The sequence below is a fragment of the Pseudomonas sp. GW821-FHT01A09 genome, assembly GCF_058986725.1.
This window is the reverse complement of sequence record NZ_JBYSWB010000016.1, coordinates 22,831-44,464: the sequence shown is the minus strand read 5'-3', so window position 1 is coordinate 44,464 and position 21,634 is coordinate 22,831. Positions and strand designations below refer to the sequence as shown.

Genomic DNA, 21,634 nt, shown 5'->3' with positions numbered 1-21,634 from the left:
GACGTGCTGTCGCATTTCACTCGCAGCAGAATGCCGTATTCAAGGTGCCGTGTTTACGGGCCGCAAGGCCCTGCAACGCCTGCCATGATGCACCGGGGCTGGATTGCAGCCGCGCAATCGGCTAAAAGATGCCCAGCTTCGAACAATAACAACCGCTTCCCTTTTGACTTTGGCGGCGCCGTATCTTCTGCCGATACCGCTGTACGCCCCGAGAATACTCAATGAACAAGTTGTGCTTGCTGGCCCTGTGCGTGGGTCTGGCGTTTCAACCGGTCCAGGCTGCTGTCTCGACCGTTGCCGTTGCGAACCAGAACAAGGAGGCGTTCATCGACGATCTGTTGAAACGCATGACCCTGGACGAAAAGATCGGGCAACTGCGCCTGATCAGTATCGGCCCGGAGATGACCCGCGAGCAGATCGCCAAGGAAATCGCCGCCGGCCGCATCGGTGCCACCTTCAACTCGGTCAACCGACCGGACAACCGCATGATGCAGGACGCGGCAGTCAAGCACAGCCGCCTGAAAATCCCCATGTCGTTCGCCTATGACGTGATCCACGGCCAGCGAACCGTGTTCCCGATCAGCCTGGGCCTGGCGGCCAGCTGGGATATGGACGCCATCGCATTGAGCGCCCGCACCGCAGCGATCGAAGCCACTTCCGATAGCCTTGACATGACCTACGGGCCGATGGTCGATATCGCCCGCGATCCACGCTGGGGCCGCACCAGTGAAGGTTTCGGCGAGGACACCTACCTGGTGTCGCGCATCGCCAAGGTGATGGTGCAGAGCTATCAGGGCAAACGGCTCAGCGATCCCGACAGCCTGATGGCGGTGGTCAAGCACTTCGCCCTGTACGGCGCGGTCGAGGGTGGGCGTGACTACAACATCGTCGATATGAGCCCGGTGCGCATGTACAACGATTACCTGCCGCCCTACCGCGCCGCGCTCGACGCCGGTGCCGGCGGGGTCATGGTGGCGCTGAACTCGATCAACGGCGTGCCGGCCACCTCCAATACCTGGCTGATGCAGGACCTGCTGCGCAAGGACTGGGGCTTCAAGGGCCTGACCGTGAGCGACCACGGCGCCATTGCCGAGCTGATCAAGCACGGTGTCGCCCGCGATGGCGCCGATGCCGCGCAGCAGTCGATCACCGCCGGTATCGATCAAAGCATGAACGACTCGCTGTATGGCTCCGAGCTGCCAGCGCTGATCAAGTCCGGCAAGGTGCCGGAGCGCCAGCTCGACAACGCCGTGCGCGAAGTCCTCGGCGCCAAGTGGGACCTGGGCCTGTTCGCCGATCCCTACCGGCGCATCGGCAAGGCCAGCGACGACCCGGTGGACATCAATGCCGAAAGCCGCCTGCACCGCGAGCCCGCCCGCGAGGTCGCGCGCAAGAGCATGGTGCTGCTGGAAAACCGCAACCAGACGTTGCCGCTCAAGAAGCAAGGCACCATCGCTCTGGTCGGGCCGCTGGCCGACTCCCACGCCGACATGCTCGGCAGCTGGTCGGGCGCGGGTCGTTACGAGCAGACCGTGACCTTGCTGCAAGGCGTGCAGAATGCCGTCGGCGACAAGGCCAAGGTGATCTACGCACGCGGCTCCAATATCACCGACGATCAAAAGACCATCGACTTCCTCAACGGCATCACCCAGGACCGTGTCGAGGTCCAGAACGATCCGCGCTCCGACCAGCAGATGATCGCCGAAGCAGTGCAGGCCGCCCAGCAGGCCGACGTGATCGTCGCCGCGGTCGGTGAGGCGCGGCCCATGTCCCACGAATCCGCCAGCCGCACGACCCTGGAAATCCCCGAGGTTCAGCGCAATCTGATCAAGGCCCTCAAGGCCACCGGCAAGCCCCTGGTGCTGGTGCTCATGAACGGTCGGCCGCTATCCCTGGTGAACGAGCGCACCCAGGCCGATGCGATGCTGGAGACCTGGTTCAGCGGCACCGAAGGGGGCAACGCCATCGCTGACGTGCTGTTCGGCGACTACAACCCCTCGGGCAAACTGCCGATCACCTTCCCGCGCTCCGTCGGCCAGATTCCCACCTACTACAACCACATGAGCATTGGCCGCCCGGTGGTGCCGGGGCAGCCGGGCAACTACAAGTCGCAATACTTCGACGATGAAACCGGCCCGCTGTATCCGTTCGGCTACGGACTGAGCTACACCGACTTCAGCCTGTCGGACGTGACCCTGTCGGCGCAGACGCTGAAAAAGGGCGGCAAGCTCGATGCCAGCGTGACCGTCACCAATACCGGCAAGGTCGCCGGCGCCACCGTGGTGCAGCTGTACTTGCGCGACGTCACCGCCTCCATCGCCCGCCCGGTCAAGCAGCTGAAAAACTTCGAGAAGGTGCAATTGGCGCCAGGCGAACAGAAGGTCGTGCATTTCAGCATCAGTGCGGACGACCTGAAGTTCTACAACAGCCAGCTCAAGTACGTCGCCGAACCTGGGCAGTTCAACGTGCAGATCGGTCTGGATTCGCAGAACGTCAAGCAGCAGAGTTTCGAACTGATGTAAGCCGCCACGAGCCAGCGCAGGCCATCCTGCGCTTGCTCGAGCGGTCCGGCGACCTCATTACATAATTAGCTACAAATCCTCTCGCCCCCACTCCAGCGGCGGCAAAGCTCTCTACTCGGCCGCTTTCGGCATCCCCTGAAATACCTTGTAAATATGCCTGCCCGGGTCGTCGCGAGCGCCGTGCTAATTTGCGCGCCCTACAAGAAACCAACACTGGGGAATTCCATGCAGAGCTCTGCACCTGCATCTGCCGATGCGACAGCCACCCGCACCACCTCGAGCCGCCTGCGCTCGATCTTCAGCGGCTCGGTGGGCAACATGGTCGAGTGGTACGACTGGTATGTCTACGCGGCTTTTTCGTTGTACTTCGCTCAGGTGTTCTTCCCCAAGGGAGACCTCACCGCACAACTGCTCAATACCGCTGCCATCTTCGCCGTCGGCTTCCTGATGCGCCCTCTGGGCGGCTGGCTGATGGGCCTGTATGCCGACCGCAAAGGGCGCAAGGCGGCGCTGATGGCCTCGGTGCTGTTGATGTGCTTCGGCTCGCTGGTCATCGCCCTGACCCCGGGCTATGAAACCATCGGCGTCGCCGCGCCGATCCTGCTGGTGCTCGCGCGCCTGATGCAAGGGCTGTCGGTAGGTGGTGAATACGGTACCTCGGCCACCTACCTGAGCGAGATGGCCAGCAAGGAACACCGCGGGTTCTTCTCCAGCTTCCAGTACGTGACGCTGATTTCCGGGCAACTGATTGCCCTGGCGGTCCTGATCGTCCTGCAACAGACGCTCACCGAAGAGCAACTGATCAGTTGGGGCTGGCGTGTGCCCTTCGTGATCGGGGCGATGTGCGCAGTGGTCGCCCTGTACCTGCGTCGCGGCATGGAAGAGACAGAATCCTTCACCAAGACTCAACAGAGCAAAAAGAAGGAACGCACCATCGCTATCCTCATGCGCCATCCCAAGGAATTGCTCACCGTGGTCGGCCTGACCATGGGTGGTACCCTGGCGTTCTATACCTACACCACCTACATGCAAAAGTACCTGGTCAACACCGTGGGCTTCAGCAAGGGCGAGTCGACGGCCATTTCCGCCGCCACACTGTTCCTGTTCATGTGCCTGCAGCCGTTGATCGGCGCGCTGTCGGACAAGATCGGCCGGCGTCCGATCCTGATCGCGTTCGGCATCCTGGGTACGCTGTTCACGGTGCCGATCCTGACCACCCTGCACACCATCGAAACCTGGTGGGGAGCGTTCTTCCTGATCATGGCGGCGTTGATCATCGTCAGCGGTTACACCTCGATCAACGCAATAGTGAAGGCCGAGCTGTTCCCGGCCCAGATCCGCGCATTGGGCGTCGGCCTGCCTTATGCCTTGACCGTGTCGATCTTCGGCGGCACCGCCGAGCTGATCGCCCTGTGGTTCAAGCAGGCCGGGATGGAAAGCGGTTACTACTGGTACGTCACGGCCTGCATTGGCTGCTCGCTGCTGGTGTACGTGTTCATGAAGGACACCCGCGACCACTCGCGCATCGATACCGACTGATCACCCGCGCCTGAGCGTCGTCTGCCCCAATGTTGGCGTACACTGGGGCATTCGCCGCCATGAGGATCAGTCACCGTGACAGACAGCATCTACAGCTACCAACCCGCCAACGGCCACGGCCTGCCCCACGATCCCTTCAACGCCATCGTCGGCCCGCGCCCCATCGGCTGGATCTCGTCCCACAGTGCGGACGGCAAGCTCAATCTGGCGCCGTACAGCTTCTTCAACGCCTTCAACTACATTCCGCCAATCATCGGTTTCTGCAGCATCGGGCGCAAAGACAGCCTCAACAACATCGAAGCCACCGGCGAATTCGTCTGGAACCTCGCGACGCGGCCGCTGGCCGAGGCAATGAACCAGAGCTGTGCGCCGGTGGCTCCGGAGGTCAATGAGTTCGAATTGAGCGGACTGACCGCAGCGCCCTCGCAGATCGTCGCCGTGCCGCGGGTCAAGGAGACGCCGGTGGCGTTCGAGTGCAAGGTCACCCAGATCGTCCAGCTACAACGCGCCGATCGGCAATTGGTACCGAGCTGGTTGATCCTCGGCGAGGTGGTCGCCGTGCATATCGCTCAGTCGCTGCTCAAGGACGGCATCTATGACACCGCAGCGGCCGAGCCGATTCTGCGTGGCGGTGGCCCGGCGGATTATTTCCAGCTGGGGCCCGAGGCACTGTTCCAGATGCACCGCCCCAAGGCCTGATCGATCAAGGGTGCCACTGCAACTGGCCGTCATCATCGACATCGGCCAGTTGCAGCAACACCTCGCAGGCGGCCATGTCGGCATCATGAGCGGTCTTGAACGTCTGCCCTTCCAGCACCTTGTGGAACTGCGGGGCCCCACCGCCTTCCAGGGTCTTCACCGCGATCGCGGCGCGGTAGACGCCCTCGCTGGGGACGACCGCCGATACAGCCTCATGCCGCGTGAATGCTCTGCGTGCCATCTGTGTGCTCCACCATTGACCGGGAAATTGCCGCGCATTCTACCTGCCCGAAGGCCGCCGCACGATGCCCCGCTAACGTCGCTGGCTGACGTCCTGCTGGCGAAACACCTTGGACGACACCCCGGTCAAACGCCGAAAAAACCGCGAAAAATAAGCCGGATCGGCAAAACCCAAACGCTCGGCCAACTGGTTGATGGTCATGTTGGTGTAGATCAGGTTGCGCTTGGCCTCCAGCAACAGCCGCTGATGCACCACCTGCAAGGCTGACTGACCCGCCAGCTCGCGACAGATGACATTCAGGTGCGCCACCGAGATACCGACTTCGTGGGCCAACTGCTCGATGCTGCGATGCTGCGCATAACGGCGTTCGACCAGCGCACTGAAGCGGCTGAAATATTCTCGCCCGCGTTCGGGTGCCTGGGCCGCCGCGCGACGCTCGATGAACTGCCGCCCAACCCACACACCCAGGACGTTGACCAGCGACAGCATGAGCAGATCACGCCCCGGCTGCTCGCTCTGATACTCATGCTGCAAGGTGCTGAACAACCGACTCAGATAAGCGCGATCGCGACCGGCCGGATAGGTCGCCGCGCTGCCCAGCACATCGCCACTCACGCCAGGTTGCGCCTGCAACTGCGTCACCAGCGGCGCGGCCAGCGTCAGGACGAAGCCGTCGACGTTCTCGGAAAAGCGGAAACCATGCACACACAACGGTGGGACGACCTGCACGGCCGGCCTGTTCAAGGTGAAGGATTGCCCTTCGATCTCGATCCGCGCGACACCCTTGTGCAGGTACAACAGTTGGCACAGATCGGCATGTCGGTGCGCCTGAATCTCCCAATGGTGCACGCGGCTGCGCTTGGGGATGGTTTCGCAATGCAGCAGGTCAGGCGTGGCCCAATCCTGCCCCTCGCCATAGAGCTTGAACACCGGGATCACTGTCGACAGCACCGCCCAACCTCCCATCCGATAATCGCCCCGATTGGCGAAAAGTACAGACTAATACGCCAATTTCCCCTTTTAAAGCCCTACCCACAAGCGAAAAATACCGACAGTCCAATCATAAAAATACCTTCGCCGGGCCGCGACATGCCCACGGCGAAATCGCACGAGACAACAATAATGAAGACTCAAGTCGCAATCATCGGTGCCGGTCCGTCCGGACTTCTGCTCGGCCAGCTGCTGCACAACGCCGGGATATCCAACATCATCCTCGAACGCCAGGGGCCCGATTACGTGCTGAGTCGCATCCGTGCCGGCGTGCTCGAGCAGGGCATGGTCGACTTGTTGCGCAAAGCTGGCGTCAGCCAACGCATGGACGCCGAGGGCTTGCCCCACAGCGGTGTCGAACTGGCCTTGAACGGGCGTCGCGTGCACATAGACCTGGCCGGCCTGACCGGTGGCAAATCGGTCATGATCTACGGCCAGACCGAGGTCACCCGTGACTTGATGGCAGCCCGCCAGGCAGTCGGCGCCCAGACAGTGTACGAAGCCAGCGACGTGCAGTTGCACGACATGAAAGGCGAACAGCCGTATGTGACCTATATAAAGGACGGCGAAAACTGCCGCCTCGACTGTGACTATATTGCCGGTTGCGACGGCTACCACGGCGTTGCCCGGCAATCGATCCCGGCCGGGGTACTGCAGACGTTCGAGCGCGTCTATCCGTTCGGCTGGCTGGGTATCCTCGCCGATACCCCGCCGGTCAACGAAGAACTGGTATACGCCACCCACGAGCGCGGCTTCGCCCTGTGCAGCATGCGCTCGCCCACACGCACCCGTTACTACGTACAAGTCGACGCCGACGAAAAAGTCGAAGACTGGTCGGACGAACGCTTCTGGAACGAACTCAAGGCCCGTTTGCCGGCGGACCTCGCCGAGCGCCTGGTGACCGGCCCTTCGATCGAGAAAAGCATCGCCCCGCTGCGCAGCTTCGTGGTCGAACCCATGCAGTACGGCAAGCTATTCCTGGTGGGGGACGCGGCCCATATCGTCCCGCCCACCGGCGCCAAGGGCTTGAACCTCGCCGCCAGCGATGTCAGCACGCTGTTCGATATCTTTTGCAAGGTCTATCGGCACGGCCGTACCGACCTGCTGCAACGCTATTCGGCCATCTGCCTGCGACGCGTGTGGAAGGCCGAGCGGTTTTCCTGGTGGATGACCTCGATGCTGCACCGCTTCCCGGATGCCGACCCCTTCACGCAGCGCATCCAGCAGACCGAACTGGATTATTTCGTGAGTTCCGCCGCCGGTCGCACCACCATCGCGGAAAACTACGTGGGGCTGCCCTACGAGGCCGTGGACCCGGCGAACGACTGAAAACTCTGGCCGCTGAACGCAAAACGCCGCCCGCCGTGAACTCGGCGGGCGGCGTTTTCGCTGGCGCGAGGCACGCCGCGTAGGAAAATGTTACATCTGGACAAAAACATTCATTTGCGTAACGACGGGCACAACCGCAGCATGTCGAGCGCCGTGCCGACCAATCGCTCGGCCTCGACGTACAAATCAAAGCTATCGGGCAGCAGCAACCACTGTGCGATGTTGCCGTCGATAAACGCATGCAGGCTCATCGCAGCGCGCGCCGTGTCCAGGTCCCGCGGCAATTGGCCGCGATTGACCGCATTGCGCAATGACAAATCGATGCGCACATTACAGTCTGCGCTCACTTCGCGGCGCTGACGACGCAAGTCGCACATTTCATCGGTGAATTCGCACTTATGAAACAAGATTTCGTTGATACGTCGGGTCTGCGGGTCCGTGGCAATTTGCTGAAACAATTGCACCAGCAGCTGACGCATGCATCCCAGCGGGTCAAGCTCCTGCTCATTTTCACTGGCGCGCGCCAGTTCATCCAATGGCTCGTGCAGGCTGTCGAGCATTGCCTGCACCAGATCCGCCTTGTTGCTGAAATGCCAATAGATGGCCCCGCGCGTGACGCCCGCCATGGCAGCGATATCGGCCAACGTCGTGCGTGCGACACCACGGTCGTAGAACGCTTTTTCTGCCGCTTCGAGAATTTGCCGGCGAGTTTCCAGCGCTTCCTCTTTGGTACGACGAACCATGGCAGTAGAACCTCGATCAGGAGATCTCCGGCGGACCTTGAAGCGCCCTGAGATCGGAACCGGGTGAGCCATTGTCGCGCTTTCTTCCCGGGCTTTTTCAACAAGCTGTTACGGCTGGTGCATGGAACCGACAAAGGTGTTTACAAACAGCCGTGAACGTAAGTATATTCGTTAGTAAGCTACTTATCTAGTTGAAACATTTTTTTACATAATTCCATTATCCTATGGGCCCCCTGCGTGCTCATGACCGAGGATCTTCATGCAATTCAAGCCAGCTGTTACCGCCTTGGTATCCGCCATCGCCCTGGCCTCCGTGCTAAGTGGCTGTAAGAAGGAAGAAGCGGCCGCCCCCGGCCCCGCTCCCGCTCCTCAGGTCGGCGTCGTTACCCTCCAACCCCAGTCCTACACCCTGACCAGCGATCTGCCGGGCCGCACCACGGCCTTCCGCGTCGCCGAGGTACGGCCGCAGGTGGATGGCATCATCCTCAAGCGTCTGTTCACCGAAGGTACCGACGTCAAGGAAGGTCAGCAGCTCTATCAGATCGATCCGGCGACCTACGAAGCCACGCTGGCAAGCGCGCAGGCCAGCCTGCAGTCGGCCAAATCCCTGACCGATCGCTACAAGCAGCTGATCGATGAACAGGCCGTGAGCCGTCAGGAATACGACAACGCGCGCAGCACTTCCCTGCAAGCCGAAGCCACCTTGCGTACCGCCCAGATCAATGTGCGCTACACCAAGGTGCTGGCGCCTATCTCCGGGCGCATCAGCCGCTCCGCCGTGACCGAAGGCGCACTGGTGACCAATGGCCAGACCACCGCGCTGGCGACCATTCAGCAGCTGGACCCGATCTACGTCGACGTGACCCAATCGAGCACGGCCATGCTCAAGCTGCGCCGCGCACTGGCCAGCGGTCAGCTGCAGAAAGCCGGCGCCAACGGCGCGAAGATCAAGCTGACCCTCGAAGATGGCAGCGAGTACCCTCAAGAAGGCACTCTGGAGTTCTCCGAAGTCTCGGTGGACCAGACCACTGGCTCCGTGACCCTGCGCGCCAAGTTCCCGAACCCGGATCACCAGTTGCTGCCGGGGATGTTCGTTCACGCCCGCCTGCAGACCGGCGTCGCCGCCCAGGCCATCCTGGTGCCGCAGCAAGGCGTCACCCACGACATCCGCGGCGTGCCTACCGCGATGGTGGTGAACAAGGACAACAAGGTCGAGTCGCGCGAGCTGGTAGCCACCCAGACTGCCGGGACCTTCTGGCTGGTGGATAAAGGCCTCAACGCGGGCGACCGCGTCATTACCGAAGGCCTGCAGTACGTCAAGCCCGGCGTTGAAGTGAAGGCTACCGAAGCCGGCAACGCCAAGGCAGCCACCCCCGCAGACGGTAATGCCGTCGGCGGCCAAGGGAAGTAAACCATGTCGAAATTTTTTATCGACCGCCCCATCTTCGCCTGGGTAATCGCCCTGGTGATCATGCTGGTCGGGGGGATCTCGATCGTCAAGTTGCCGATCAACCAATACCCTTCGATCGCCCCGCCGGCCATCGCGATCCAGGTCACCTACCCGGGTGCCTCCGCGCAAACCGTGCAGGACACCGTGGTGCAGGTCATCGAGCAGCAGCTTAACGGTATCGACAACCTGCGTTATGTATCGTCGGAAAGTGACAGCGATGGCAGCATGACCATCACCGCCACCTTCAATCAGGGTACCAACCCCGACATCGCCCAGGTTCAAGTGCAGAACAAGCTCAACCTGGCCACCCCGCTGCTGCCGCAAGAGGTACAGCAGCAAGGCATCCGGGTGACCAAGGCAGTGAAGAACTTCCTGCTGGTGATCGGCCTGGTCTCCACTGACGGCACCATGACCAAGGACGACCTGTCCAACTACATCGTATCCAACATCCAGGACCCGATCTCGCGTACCAATGGCGTGGGCGACTTCCAGGTGTTCGGTTCGCAGTACGCGATGCGTATCTGGCTGGATCCGGCCAAGCTGAACAACTATCAGCTCAACCCCGGCGATGTCACCACCGCCATTTCTGCTCAGAACGTACAGGTTTCGTCCGGCCAGATCGGCGGGCTGCCGGCTGTCCCCGGTCAGCAGTTGAATGCCACCATCATCGGCAAGACCCGTTTGCAGACGGCTGACCAGTTCAAGAACATCCTGCTCAAGGTCAATCCCGACGGTTCCCAGGTACGCGTCAAGGACGTCGCCGACGTGGCCCTGGGAGGCCAGAACTACGCAATCGATGCGCAGTTCAACGGCAAGCCGGCTTCAGGCATGGCGATCAAACTGGCGCCGGGCGCCAACGCTCTGGACACCGCCGCTGCCATCCGCAAGACCATCTCCACGCTGGAGCCGTTCTTTCCGCCAGGCATGAAAGCGGTCTACCCGTATGACACCACGCCAGTGGTCAAGGAATCGATCACCGGTGTGGTACACACCCTGGTCGAGGCCATCATCCTGGTGTTCCTGGTGATGTACCTGTTCCTGCAAAACCTGCGCGCCACCATCATCACCACCATGACGGTACCGGTCGTATTGCTCGGCACCTTCGGTATCCTCGCCGCAGCAGGCTTCACCATCAACACCCTGACCATGTTCGGCATGATCCTGGCCATCGGTCTTTTGGTGGATGACGCCATCGTCGTGGTGGAGAACGTCGAGCGGGTCATGGCAGAGGAGCACATGTCGCCCAAGGAGGCCACCAAGAAGTCCATGGGGCAGATCCAGGGCGCGTTGGTGGGTATCGCCATGGTGCTCTCGGCGGTACTGTTGCCAATGGCCTTCTTCGGTGGTTCCACGGGTGTGATCTACAAGCAGTTCTCCATCACTATCGTTTCGGCGATGGCGTTGTCGGTGCTGGTTGCGCTGATCTTCACCCCGGCGCTGTGCGCCACCATGCTCAAGCCCGTTGACGCGGACAAGCACGGGCAACCCAAGCGGGGCTTCTTCGGCTGGTTCAACCGCACGTTCGATCGCGGCGTGGACCACTACGAAGGCGGCGTTCGCAAGATCGTGACCCACCGGATCCCGGCCTTCCTGGTCTATGGCGGCATTGTTGCGGCCATGATCTACATGTTCACCATTATCCCGGCAGCCTTCCTGCCCGATGAAGACCAAGGCGTGATCTTCGCCCAGGTCCAGACGCCCGCCGGCTCATCGGCCCAGCGTACCCAGGAACAACTCGACAAGATGCGCGAGTATCTGCTGGACGAGAAAAACGGTGAAGGTAAAGCGGTAGGTTCGGTATTCAGCGTCAACGGCTTCAACTTCGCCGGTCGTGGCCAGAGTTCGGGCCTGGCATTCGTGCTGCTCAAGCCGTGGGAAGATCGCGATTCCACCATGAGCGTGTTCGAGGTAGCCAAGCGCGCCCAGCAGAAGTTCTTCTCGTTCCGCGACTCGATGATGTTCGCCGTGGTACCGCCTTCGGTACTCGAACTGGGTAACGCCACGGGCTTCGACTTCTATCTGCAGGACCAGGGCGGCGTGGGCCATGAAAAACTCATGGAAGCGCGCAACCAGTTCCTCGGCCTGGCGGCTCAGAGCAAGATCCTGGCCGCTACCCGTCCGAACGGCCTGGCCGACGAACCGCAGTACCAGCTGGAACTCGATGACGAAAAAACCCGTGCATTGGGCCTTTCCATCGCCGACATCAACACCACCATCTCCACCGCTCTGGGTAGCGCCTATGTCAACGACTTCATCGACCGTGGTCGGGTCAAGAAGGTTTACGTGCAAGGCATTGCAAGCGCACGCATGAGTCCGGAAGACCTGGACAAGTGGTACGTACGCAACTCCTCCGGGACCATGGTGCCGTTCTCGGCTTTCGCCACCGGCAAGTGGGTGTACGGCTCGCCAAAACTGGAACGTTACAACGGTGTCGCGGCGGTCGAGATTCTCGGTACGCCGGCGCCGGGCTACAGTACGGGTCAGGCCATGGATGAAGTCGAAGCCATCGCCAAGAAGCTGCCAGCCGGCATCGGCTACTCGTTCACCGGCCTGTCCTACGAGGAAAAGCTCTCCGGTTCGCAGACACCTGTCCTGTATTCGATTTCCGTACTCATGGTGTTCCTGTGTCTTGCGGCGCTGTATGAAAGCTGGTCGATCCCGATCGCGGTCATCCTCGTGGTGCCGCTTGGCGTGGTCGGTGCGCTGATCGCAACGCACTTGCGCGGGCTGTCCAACGACGTGTTCTTCCAGGTCGGTCTGTTGGTGACGGTGGGGCTGGCGGCGAAAAACGCCATCCTGATCGTCGAGTTCGCCAAGGAACTGCATGAACAGGGCAAGAGCCTGGTCGAATCGGCCGCCGAGGCCTGCCGCATGCGACTGCGTCCGATCGTGATGACGTCCATGGCGTTCATCCTCGGTGTCGTGCCGTTGGCGATCTCCTCTGGCGCCGGTTCAGGCAGTCAGCACGCCATCGGTACCGGCGTGATCGGCGGTATGCTCACAGCCACTACCTTGGCCATCTTCTGGGTGCCCATGTTCTTCGTGGCGGTGTCGTCGCTCTTCAAGGGCAAGGACAAGCACAAGGCGCCAAAGAACGAAATTTCACACGATGAGGCTGGCCAATGAGCAAGTCACTGATCTCCATCGCGGTGACCGCCGTCATCCTCAGCGGATGCTCGTTGATCCCCGATTACAAGACGCCGCAGTCGCCGGTCGTCAATCAGTACCCGCAAGGGCCGGCGTACGCGCCAGCCGAGGCGGCCAACGTCGCCGCCGCCGAACAGGGCTGGCGGCAGTTTTTCCGCGACCCGGCGTTGCAGCAGCTGATCCAGGTGGCATTGACCAACAACCGCGACCTCAAGGTCGCGGCCCTGAACGTCGAAGCCTTTCAGGCCCAGTACCGCATTCAGCGGGCTGACCTGTTCCCGGCCATCGCCGGTACGGTCACCGGGACGCGTCAGCGCACCCCTGCCGACCTGAGCATCTCGCAACAGACCACCACCAGCGGCAGCTACTCGGCGCAAGTGGGTATTTCCTCGTACGAGCTGGACTTGTTCGGCCGGGTACGCAGCCTGACCGAGCAAGCGTTGCAGAGCTACTTCTCCACCGAAGAAGCGCGACGCTCCACGCAGATCAGTCTGGTCGCCAGTGTGGCCACGGCGTACATGACCTGGGAAGCCGACCGCGAGCTGCTGAAGCTGACTCAGGACACCCTCAAGACGTACGAAGAGAGTCTGCGCCTGACCTCGCGCAGTAGCGAAGTCGGCGTGTCCTCGGCGCTGGACCTCGCTCAGGCGCGGACTTCGGTCGAGAGCGCCCGCGCTTCCCTGGCGCGCTACCAGCGCCAGGTCGCCCAGGACGAAAACTCCCTGGTCCTGCTGCTGGGCACCGGTCTGCCGGCCAACCTGGCGCCCTCCCAGCCGCTGGACGGCGATCTGCTGACCGAAGTCCCTGCTGGCTTGCCGTCGGATTTGCTGACCCGTCGTCCGGATATCCTCCAGGCCGAGTACACCCTGAAGGCGTCCAACGCCAACATCGGTGCCGCCCGGGCTGCGTTCTTCCCGAGCATCACCCTGACTGCAGGCGCCGGTTCGTCCAGCGCCGAGCTGGGCAACCTGTTCAAGGGCGGACAAGGCAGCTGGTCGTTCACCCCGACCATCAACGTGCCGATCTTCTACTTCGGCCAGCTGGAAGCGAATCTGGATTACGCCAAGCTGCAGAAAGACATCAACGTCGCCAACTACGAGAAAGCCATCCAGACGGCCTTCCAGGAAGTCTCCGACGGCTTGACCGCACGCAAGACTTACAACGATCAGTTGCAAGCCCAGCGTGATTTCGTCCAGGCCAACCAGGATTACTACCGCCTGGCCGAGCGTCGCTACCGTATCGGCGTGGACAGCAACCTGACCTTCCTCGATGCGCAGCGCTCGCTGTTCAGTGCTCAACAGACACTGATCACCGATCGCCTGTCGCAGCTGAGCGCAGAGATCACGCTGTACAAGGCACTGGGCGGTGGCTGGGTCGAACAGACCGGGCAACCGATCCAGGCTGCGCAAGCGCAGCCGCCAAAGACCTGATAACGGCCTTTGCTGACTAAAAAAGCCCACCTTCTGGTGGGCTTTTTTTTGCTTGTACGACGATCAAGTCCAGCTTGGCAACTGTATCAATTTGGACAAAAACCTATAACCACGGGCGGACTGCATTCTCAAAGTAAAAACTGGACGTCGCCAGATTCACCTGCTACAAATTCCACATCCGCGCCTGTCCGACAACTTGACACAAAATTAACCAAACAGTTAGTGTTCGCTTATCGCCCAGATTGTGGTGCGGCGAATTGACCCACTCCGGGTCAAGCTTGCAACATCCGCTTACAGAAACGCCCTCCTGTACCTTCGCGGGGCAGAGGCTAAAGAAAGCGTCGAAACACACGATAACCAACAATAAATAACAACAGGTTGAGCCCCATGTCCATGCGCACTCCCCTACCCGATTGATCCCATCAAGATGCGCCAGCGTGCAGCGCTGACGGCATCCGAACGCATTGAACACATGATTGCGACATAGGCGTTGCGGCTTGCACCTGCATTCAGATCACCAAAAGAGCACACAATAAAAATGAGCAAACACACAGGCAAACACCGCGTTACCCTCAGCCTCCTGACGCTGGCCTCGTTGGGCGCCACTGCTCCGGGCTTCGCCGACGACGCCCACGGCTTCCTCGAAGACGCCAAGGTCAACCTCAACCTGCGCAACTTCTACTTCAACCGCAACTTCGTCGACAACGGCAAGTCGATCGCCGTGCCGGGCCCGACCAAACGTGGCCAAGCGGCCGAGTGGACGCAAAGCTTCATCCTCGACGCCAAGTCCGGCTTCACCAACGGCACCGTTGGCTTCGGCCTCGACGTGCTGGGCCTGATGGCGGTCAAGCTCGATGGCGGCAAAGGCACCTACGGCACCCAGTTGCTGCCGGTACACGACAACAACACGCCGGCGGATGACTTCGGCCGCCTGGCAGTCGCCGGCAAGGCGAAGATCTCCCAGACCGAACTGAAAATCGGTGAGTGGATGCCAGTGCTGCCGATCGTCCGTGCCGACGATGGCCGTGCGCTGCCGCAAACCCTTCGCGGTGGCCAGATCACCTCCAAGGAAATCAAGGGCGTGACCCTGTACGCGGGCCAGTTCAGCGGCAACAGCCAGCGTAACGATGCGAGCATGGAGCGCCTGTCACTCAACACCGCCGGCACCACGGTCCACGGCAAACCAAGCATCAGCGGCGATCACTATAACTTCGCCGGTGCCGAGTACACCTTCAACGAAAAACGTACCCTGGTGGGGGCCTGGTACGGTCAGCTTGAAGATATCTACCACCAGAAATACTTCCAGGTCCTGCACTCGCAGCCGATCACCGACAACATCACCGCAGGCGCCAACCTCGGTTACTTCATCGGCGATACCGATGGCTCGGGGCTGGCAGGCGATCAGGACAACCGCACCATGTCCGGGCTGTTCTCGCTCAAGGTCGGCTTCAACACCTTCTACGTCGGTTTGCAGAAGGTCATGGGCGAAGCCGCCTGGCAGCGTATCGCCGGTACCAGTGGCGGCACTCTGGCGAACGACAGTTACGGCTGGAGCTACGAGCTCAAGGATGAAAAATCCTGGCAGGTCCGCCATGACTACAACTTTGCCGGCCTTGGCGTTCCGGGCCTGACCTTGATGAACCGCTTCATCGAAGGCAGCAACGTGCACTCCAACGGCGTTACCGATGGCGAGGACCGCGGCCGCGAAACCGAGATCGCCTACGTGCTGCAAAGCGGTACCTTCAAGAACCTGTCGCTGCGCTGGAGGAACTCCACCCTGCGCCGCAACTATGGCAACACCAACAGCTTCGACGAGAACCGGGTGATCATCCAGTACCCGATTTCGTTCCTGTAACCCCAGGGCTGAATCGACAGCCCCCGCTCTTGGCGGGGGTTGTTTTATGGCGCGCGGGTTCGGTTCTAATCCCGTTCCAGCGCCACCAGATGCGCTGCCAACGCCTTGGCCTGCAAGGCGACATCGGTCACGGCGGTGCTTTCCCACCACATGCCGCGCAATGGCGGACCCATGGCGAACAGTCGCCGAGCCGGTTGCAATGCCGCGTTCAGCACCGCACCTTGCGTATCCGCAGCGATCCCCAAGCCCAGATTGCCAGGCGTGATCAGACCACGACTCAAGAGTTGCCGCGGCAGCGCTTTGTCGACCCGCCGCCAGTCATATTCGATGCCACTGGAATTGATCAGGCCATCGCCCTCCACCAGGCTAGTGCCGGCCTGCCCGCGATAACGCAGAAGAATCCGCTGACGCCCTTGCTCACCCGCCTCCAGCCCTTGCAGAAACGCTGCATGGATATTCAGGCGCCCTTCGGCAAGCAGGCGTTCAAGCAACGCGTTGCCCTGGGGCGGTGAACGATGGTGATGGCTTTCCCACCAAGGCCGGACGTGACGCACGAATTGCCGTCTCTGCGCATCGCTGGCCTGACTCCACAGCCGCGCGATATGCACCCGCACGGTATCCAGCGGCGCCTGCCAATCGATACCCGCTTGCATCGCCAGGCGGCATTGGCGGCGCAGCTCACGCAGCAGTTGCAAGGGCGTGCGCAGTTCCGGCGACCGGGCCAGGAAGTCTTCCCATGCGGGCGGTTGGCGCCGTACCTGGGGCAACAGGCCGTGGCGCGAGAACACTTCGATCGGCCCGCGGTGTCCGGCCTGGTCGAGGGAGGCCAAGGCATCGATCATGGTCAATCCCGAGCCGATGATCAGCACCCGGCCATCGACGGGCAAACCGCGCAATGCCTGCACATTCCACGGCGACAGCGCGACCGCATTGAGCCCGCTGGAATCGCGCTGCGAGGTGTGCGCGGCAGCGAACATACCGGTCGCCAACACTGCCGCTCCAGCGTGCCATTGCTCACCGCCGCGCAGCGTGACCGTAACGCTGCGGCTATCGGTGTACAGGTCCACCACCTCGTCGCGCACATGGCGCAGGCTGGAACCCCGGGCCGTGCCCGTCACCAGCGCCTCGGCAAGACGCTGCTGGGCATACACACCGAACAGCCCGCGCGGCGGAAACAGATGGGCGATGGCAACCTCCTGTTCGGCCGACTCCGGCCAGCCGCCTGCCGCAATGTGGGCCTGCAGCCAGCGGGTGAGATCGTCGGCGTCATCGGGATCGACACTCATGCGCGCCGCGTTACCGTTCAGGGTATGGCCCAGTTCCGTCGCGCTGTATGCCTCGCCGCGCCCCAGCTCCGGCCGCGGCTCGACTACGACGATGTGCCGCGCACCTGGCAGTCGCAACAGCTGCATGGCCAGCAAGGCGCCGCTCAGGCCGCCGCCGATGATCAAGATATCGGCCTGGTTCAGGGCCTGTGGTTCATCCATGGTCGTGCACTCACTCTCGAATATCCAAAAAGTCTGCCCCGCAAACGCAACAGCCCGCCCCCACGGTGGCGCGGGAGCGGGCTGCGGGTAACGCACCGAAGGATATCAGCCTTCGCGGGACTCGACGCCCAGTTCGTCCCACACCGATTCAGCCAGGTGGAAGGTCGCGTTGGCGGCCGGGATGCCGCAGTAGATCGCGCTCTGCATCAGCACTTCCTTGATCTCGGCGCGGGTCACCCCGTTGTTGGCCGCGGCGCGCAGGTGCAGCTTGAGCTCTTCATTGCGGTTCATGCCGATGAGCATGGCGATGGTGATCAGGCTGCGGGTATGGCGCGGCAGGCCCGGGCGGGTCCAGATATCACCCCAAGCGTGGCGGGTGATCATTTCCTGGAACTCCGAGTTGAACTCGGTAAGGTTCTTCAGGCTGCGATCGACATGGGCTTCGCCCAGCACCGCGCGGCGCACTTGCATGCCGGCTTCGTAACGTTCTTTCTCGTCCACAAGAGTCTCCCTGGAATCGCGTTAGTGGGTCTTGCCCAGCAGGAATTCGATGACACGCTGGCTGAAGGCATCGCCGGCCTGCACGTTGGACAGGTGCGCGGCGTGGAACTCGGCGTATTCGGCGCCCTTGACGTGCTCCTGGATGAACAGGCTGCCGGCGGGCGGCGTGACCGCGTCTTCGGTGCCGGCGATGGCCAGCAGCGGCACCTTGATGGCGCCCAGTTGCTCACGGAAGTCAGCGTCGCGCACTGCACCGCAGTTGGCGGCATAGCCTTCAGGATTGGTCGAGGCCAGCATGTCGGTGATGCGCTTGGCCTGATCCGGATGCGCTTGGGCATAGTCCGGGGTGAACCAGCGGGCGATGGATGCGTCGCGCAGGCCGACCATGGCGGCTTCGCGATCACGCAGGACCATTTCGATACGCGGGTTCCAGATGTCCGGGGTACCGATCTTGGCGGCTGTGTTGCAGACGACCAGGCGGCGCAGGCGCGCGCCGGCGTTGATGCCCAGCCACTGGCCGATCAGGCCGCCCATGGACAGGCCGCAGAAATGCGCGCGGTCGATGTTCAGCGCGTCCAGCAGCGCCAGCACGTCCTTGCCCAGTTGCTCGATGCTGTACGGGCCGGGGGTGACCAATGACTGGCCATGGCCGCGGGTGTCGTAGCGCAGCACCCGAAAATGCTCGGTAAAGGCCGGAATCTGGGTGTCCCACATGTGCAGGTTGGTGCCCAGTGAGTTGGACAGCACCAGCACCGGTGCATCGCTCGGGCCATCGAGTTGGTAGTTCAGTTCGCCATCGGCGAGTTGTACGCTTCCCACGGGCAGTCTCCTTCAGGCAAAGAATCAGGCATTGAATCGGATGTGTTCGGCCACCGCGCGCTCGACCCAGACTTGCGCCTGACCGAGGTAGTGGGCCGGATCGAGCAGACGGTCCAGCTCACCAGCCGACAGCTCGGCCGTGACCTGCGCATCGTCGCCCAGCACCGCACGCAAGTGCCGACCTTCGGCCACCGCGCGCTTGCAGCATTGCTCCAGCAGATGATGGGCGGTATCGCGGCCCAGGCGCTGGGCCAGGACGATGCTGACCGCCTCGGCCAGCACCAGCCCCTGGGTCAGGTCGAGGTTCCTGGCCATACGCTCGGCATCCACTTCCAGGCCCTTGGCGAACAGCAAGGCCTGCTGCAACGCGCCCGAGACCAGGCAGCAGATCTCCGGCAGGGTGTCCCATTCGGCGTGCCACAGGCCGAGGCTGCGCTCGTGCTCCTGAGGCATGGCGGCGAACATCGTCGAGACCAGCCCAGGCACGCGGCTGGCGGCGCCGATCAGCACGGCGGCGCCGACCGGGTTGCGTTTGTGCGGCATGGTCGACGAGCCGCCCTTGCCCGGCGCTGAGGGCTCGAACACCTCGGCGGCTTCGGTCTGCATCAGCAGGCTGACATCGCGGCCCAGCTTGCCAAGGCTGCCGGCGATCAGCCCGAGCGCCGCAGCGAACTCCACCAAGCGATCGCGCTGGGTGTGCCAAGGCTGCTCGGGCAGGGTCAGGTCCAGCGTACGGGCCAGCGCTTGCGCGATCGGCAAGGCCTGATCGCCCAGCGCCGCGAGGCTGCCGGAGGCGCCGCCGAATTGCAGCACCAGCAGCCGCGGCTTGAGCTGCGCCAAGCGCTCGCGGTGACGAGTAATGGCGCCCAGCCAGCCGGCGATCTTCATCCCCAGGGTCACGGGTGTGGCGTGCTGCAACCAGGTGCGCCCGGCCATCGGTGTGGCGGCGTAGCGTTGCGCTTGCGCGGCCAGCACCGTGGCCAGTTCGCCCAGGTCGGCTTCCAGCAGCACCAACGCGGCGCGCAGTTGCAGCACCAGGCCGCTGTCCATCACGTCCTGACTGGTGGCGCCCAGGTGCACGAAGCGTTCGGCGCCGGCGTCCTTTTCGGCAATGCGCTTGCCGAGCATCTTGACCAGTGGAATCGCGGAGTTGCCGGCACTGACGATCGCCTCGCCCAGTGCCTCGAAATCGTAGAGGCCGGCGTCGCACGCCGCCTCGATGGATGCCACAGCTTCACGGGGGATCACCCCCACCTCAGCTTCGGCGCGCGCCAGACCGGCCTCGAAATCCAGCATGCCCTGGACCCGCCCGCGGTCGGAAAACACCTCGCGCATGTCGCGGCGGGTGAAGTAGGCATCGAACAACTGATTGCTCGGTCTGTCGCTCATAACTCAACCTCTCAAGGCGCGCCCCAATAGCGGGCGCGCGGATGGATCAATGATCGTGATGCAGGTACGTGGGCTGTTTCGGCAAGCGCAGGCTGAACAGGAAGGCGATCACCATCATCACCGTCACGTACCAGTAGAAGCTGTTTTCGCTGCCCCCGGCCTTGAGTTGCAAGGCAACGTATTCCGCCGAGCCGCCGAAGATCGCGTTGGCCACCGCGTAGGCCAGGCCAACCCCCAACGCCCGTACTTGCGGCGGGAACATCTCGGCTTTGACTAGGCCGCTGATCGAGGTATAGAGGCTGACGATGGCCAACGCCAAGGTGATCAGCACGAATGCCAGGAACGGGCTGGTGACGGTTTTCAGGGCGATGAGGATAGGGAATACGCACAGCGCGCCCAGGGCACCGAACCACAGCATGGAGTTGCGCCGGCCGATACGGTCGGCCAGCATGCCGAACAGCGGCTGCATGCACATGTAGCAGAACAGCGCACCGGTCATGATGTAGCTCGCCGTCTTGGCGTGCATACCGGCGGTGTTCACCAGGTATTTCTGCATGTAAGTGGTAAAGGTGTAGAAAATCAGCGAACCACCGGCGGTGTAGCCGAGCACGGTGATGAAGGCTGCCGTGTGGTGCTTGAACAGGCTGGCGATGCTGCCCGCGTCCTTGTCGGCGCGGGTTTCGGCGGTGCTGGTTTCTTCCAGCGTGCGACGCAGCAGCAGCGAGATCACCGCGGCGACGGCGCCGACCACGAACGGAATGCGCCAGCCCCAGGCCTTGAGCTCGGGCTCGTCGAGGAACTGCTGGAGGATCACCACGGTCAGCACCGCCAGCAACTGGCCGCCGATCAGGGTCACGTATTGGAACGAGGCGAAGAAGCCGCGCTGGCCGCGCAACGCCACTTCACTCATGTAAGTGGCAGTGGTGCCGTATTCACCCCCCACCGACAGGCCCTGGAACAGGCGCGCCAGCAGGAGAATGATCGGCGCCCAGACGCCGATGGTGCCGTAGGTCGGCAGAAAGGCGATGACCAACGAGCCGAAGCACATCATCAGCACCGAAATCATCATCGAATTCTTGCGCCCGTGCTTGTCGGCCACGCGGCCGAACAGCCAGCCGCCAATAGGCCGCATCAAAAAGCCAGCGGCGAACACTCCGGCGGTGTTGACCAGCTGAACCGTCGGGTTGTCGGAGGGGAAGAACGCAGGGGCGAAATAAATGGCGCAGAAGGCATAGACGTAAAAGTCGAACCACTCCACCAGGTTGCCCGAAGAGGCACCGACGATAGCGAAGATGCGCTTCTTGCGCTCTTCTCCCGTGTAATGAGTTGTTGTCATTTTTTGCTCACTCGTTGAGGGTACTAACGGTTTAGACACATACCGTAACATCCTCATAGCACAAGGCAATTACCCAGACCCATTTCTGCCTTGCGTGGAGGCAAGAGTGGGTCTGGGTGATCGACTAGCTCACCCTGATCGAGCCGGGGCGAACACA

At 62.1% G+C, this 21,634-nt stretch carries 16 protein-coding genes; 8 read left to right on the top strand and 8 right to left on the bottom strand.

The genetic code is table 11. The annotated features are described in order from the left end of the window. Positions 1-221: 221 nt before the first annotated feature. The 3 genes from bglX (at position 222) to AC3WJP_RS18350 (ending at position 4,760) form a co-directional block, all read left to right on the top strand. Entirely contained in the window at positions 222-2,522 is a 2,301-nt protein-coding gene (bglX, locus tag AC3WJP_RS18360; RefSeq protein ID WP_493721988.1) for a beta-glucosidase BglX, read from the top strand. A 225-nt stretch (positions 2,523-2,747) separates the two neighbouring features. After that, positions 2,748-4,061, top strand: a complete 1,314-nt coding sequence (locus tag AC3WJP_RS18355; RefSeq protein ID WP_493721987.1) for an MFS transporter — start codon at positions 2,748-2,750, stop codon at positions 4,059-4,061. A 75-nt stretch (positions 4,062-4,136) separates the two neighbouring features. Beyond that, the gene (locus tag AC3WJP_RS18350) at positions 4,137-4,760 is read left to right on the top strand and encodes a flavin reductase family protein (protein WP_493721986.1); all 624 of its coding nucleotides are present in this window, start codon (positions 4,137-4,139) and stop codon (positions 4,758-4,760) included. Positions 4,761-4,764: 4 nt separating this feature from the next. Here the strand turns inward: AC3WJP_RS18350 and AC3WJP_RS18345 are convergent, their stop codons facing one another. Together AC3WJP_RS18345 and AC3WJP_RS18340 are read right to left on the bottom strand one after the other, a co-directional pair. After that, positions 4,765-5,001, bottom strand: a complete 237-nt coding sequence (locus tag AC3WJP_RS18345) for a hypothetical protein (protein ID WP_493721985.1) — start codon at positions 4,999-5,001, stop codon at positions 4,765-4,767. Positions 5,002-5,073: 72 nt separating this feature from the next. After that, positions 5,074-5,949 carry a helix-turn-helix domain-containing protein gene (locus AC3WJP_RS18340; RefSeq protein WP_493722082.1) on the bottom strand — a complete coding sequence of 292 codons (876 nt, stop codon included), beginning with the start codon at positions 5,947-5,949 and terminating at the stop codon, positions 5,074-5,076. 174 nt (positions 5,950-6,123) lie between these two features. Here AC3WJP_RS18340 and pobA point away from each other — a divergent pair, with 174 nt between their 5' ends. Next, entirely contained in the window at positions 6,124-7,320 is a 1,197-nt protein-coding gene (pobA, locus tag AC3WJP_RS18335; RefSeq protein ID WP_493721984.1) for a 4-hydroxybenzoate 3-monooxygenase, read from the top strand. A 110-nt stretch (positions 7,321-7,430) separates the two neighbouring features. Here pobA and AC3WJP_RS18330 read toward each other — a convergent pair whose 3' ends face one another. Further along, entirely contained in the window at positions 7,431-8,063 is a 633-nt protein-coding gene (locus tag AC3WJP_RS18330) for a TetR family transcriptional regulator (protein ID WP_493721983.1), read from the bottom strand. 259 nt (positions 8,064-8,322) lie between these two features. On the opposite strand from AC3WJP_RS18330, the gene AC3WJP_RS18325 reads away from it, so the two are divergent. From AC3WJP_RS18325 to AC3WJP_RS18310, 4 genes are all read left to right on the top strand, one after another. Further along, positions 8,323-9,474, top strand: coding sequence for an efflux RND transporter periplasmic adaptor subunit (locus AC3WJP_RS18325; RefSeq protein ID WP_493721982.1), 1,152 nt, complete (start codon positions 8,323-8,325; stop codon positions 9,472-9,474). A gap of 3 nt (positions 9,475-9,477) precedes the next feature. Beyond that, entirely contained in the window at positions 9,478-12,639 is a 3,162-nt protein-coding gene (locus AC3WJP_RS18320) for an efflux RND transporter permease subunit (RefSeq protein WP_493721981.1), read from the top strand. Then, positions 12,636-14,090 carry an AdeC/AdeK/OprM family multidrug efflux complex outer membrane factor gene (gene adeC, locus AC3WJP_RS18315; protein WP_493721980.1) on the top strand — a complete coding sequence of 485 codons (1,455 nt, stop codon included), beginning with the start codon at positions 12,636-12,638 and terminating at the stop codon, positions 14,088-14,090. The genes AC3WJP_RS18320 and adeC overlap by 4 nt, the downstream gene beginning before the upstream one ends. A 538-nt stretch (positions 14,091-14,628) precedes the next feature. Further along, the gene (locus AC3WJP_RS18310) at positions 14,629-15,945 is read left to right on the top strand and encodes an OprD family porin (RefSeq protein WP_493721979.1); all 1,317 of its coding nucleotides are present in this window, start codon (positions 14,629-14,631) and stop codon (positions 15,943-15,945) included. Positions 15,946-16,010: 65 nt separating this feature from the next. Here the strand turns inward: AC3WJP_RS18310 and AC3WJP_RS18305 are convergent, their stop codons facing one another. The 5 genes from AC3WJP_RS18305 to AC3WJP_RS18285 all read right to left on the bottom strand — a co-directional run bounded on the left by AC3WJP_RS18305 (position 16,011) and on the right by AC3WJP_RS18285 (position 21,477). After that, entirely contained in the window at positions 16,011-17,432 is a 1,422-nt protein-coding gene (locus AC3WJP_RS18305; protein WP_493721978.1) for an FAD/NAD(P)-binding protein, read from the bottom strand. A 105-nt stretch (positions 17,433-17,537) separates the two neighbouring features. After that, positions 17,538-17,933 carry a 4-carboxymuconolactone decarboxylase gene (pcaC, locus tag AC3WJP_RS18300; RefSeq protein ID WP_493721977.1) on the bottom strand — a complete coding sequence of 132 codons (396 nt, stop codon included), beginning with the start codon at positions 17,931-17,933 and terminating at the stop codon, positions 17,538-17,540. A 21-nt stretch (positions 17,934-17,954) separates the two neighbouring features. Then, a complete protein-coding gene (pcaD, locus tag AC3WJP_RS18295; RefSeq protein WP_493721976.1) occupies positions 17,955-18,752 on the bottom strand; it encodes a 3-oxoadipate enol-lactonase in 798 nt (265 codons plus the stop codon). A gap of 24 nt (positions 18,753-18,776) precedes the next feature. After that, on the bottom strand, positions 18,777-20,141 hold the full coding sequence (locus AC3WJP_RS18290) for a 3-carboxy-cis,cis-muconate cycloisomerase (protein WP_493721975.1): 1,365 nt from the start codon (positions 20,139-20,141) through the stop codon (positions 18,777-18,779). Between the two features lie 46 nt (positions 20,142-20,187). After that, positions 20,188-21,477 carry an MFS family transporter gene (locus AC3WJP_RS18285; RefSeq protein WP_493721974.1) on the bottom strand — a complete coding sequence of 430 codons (1,290 nt, stop codon included), beginning with the start codon at positions 21,475-21,477 and terminating at the stop codon, positions 20,188-20,190. Between the last annotated feature and the right edge of the window lie 157 nt (positions 21,478-21,634).

Excerpts from the sequence above, each read along its gene's own strand:
- bglX (WP_493721988.1), top strand. The coding sequence starts at position 222 with ATGAACAAGTTGTGCTTGCTGGCCCTGTGCGTGGGTCTGGCGTTTCAA.
- AC3WJP_RS18310 (WP_493721979.1), top strand. The coding sequence starts at position 14,629 with ATGAGCAAACACACAGGCAAACACCGCGTTACCCTCAGCCTCCTGACG.
- AC3WJP_RS18325 (WP_493721982.1), top strand. The coding sequence starts at position 8,323 with ATGCAATTCAAGCCAGCTGTTACCGCCTTGGTATCCGCCATCGCCCTG.
- AC3WJP_RS18320 (WP_493721981.1), top strand. The coding sequence starts at position 9,478 with ATGTCGAAATTTTTTATCGACCGCCCCATCTTCGCCTGGGTAATCGCC.
- pobA (WP_493721984.1), top strand. The coding sequence starts at position 6,124 with ATGAAGACTCAAGTCGCAATCATCGGTGCCGGTCCGTCCGGACTTCTG.
- AC3WJP_RS18305 (WP_493721978.1), bottom strand. The coding sequence starts at position 17,432 with ATGGATGAACCACAGGCCCTGAACCAGGCCGATATCTTGATCATCGGC.
- adeC (WP_493721980.1), top strand. The coding sequence starts at position 12,636 with ATGAGCAAGTCACTGATCTCCATCGCGGTGACCGCCGTCATCCTCAGC.
- AC3WJP_RS18290 (WP_493721975.1), bottom strand. The coding sequence starts at position 20,141 with ATGAGCGACAGACCGAGCAATCAGTTGTTCGATGCCTACTTCACCCGC.
- AC3WJP_RS18330 (WP_493721983.1), bottom strand. The coding sequence starts at position 8,063 with ATGGTTCGTCGTACCAAAGAGGAAGCGCTGGAAACTCGCCGGCAAATT.
- AC3WJP_RS18355 (WP_493721987.1), top strand. The coding sequence starts at position 2,748 with ATGCAGAGCTCTGCACCTGCATCTGCCGATGCGACAGCCACCCGCACC.
- AC3WJP_RS18345 (WP_493721985.1), bottom strand. The coding sequence starts at position 5,001 with ATGGCACGCAGAGCATTCACGCGGCATGAGGCTGTATCGGCGGTCGTC.
- AC3WJP_RS18285 (WP_493721974.1), bottom strand. The coding sequence starts at position 21,477 with ATGACAACAACTCATTACACGGGAGAAGAGCGCAAGAAGCGCATCTTC.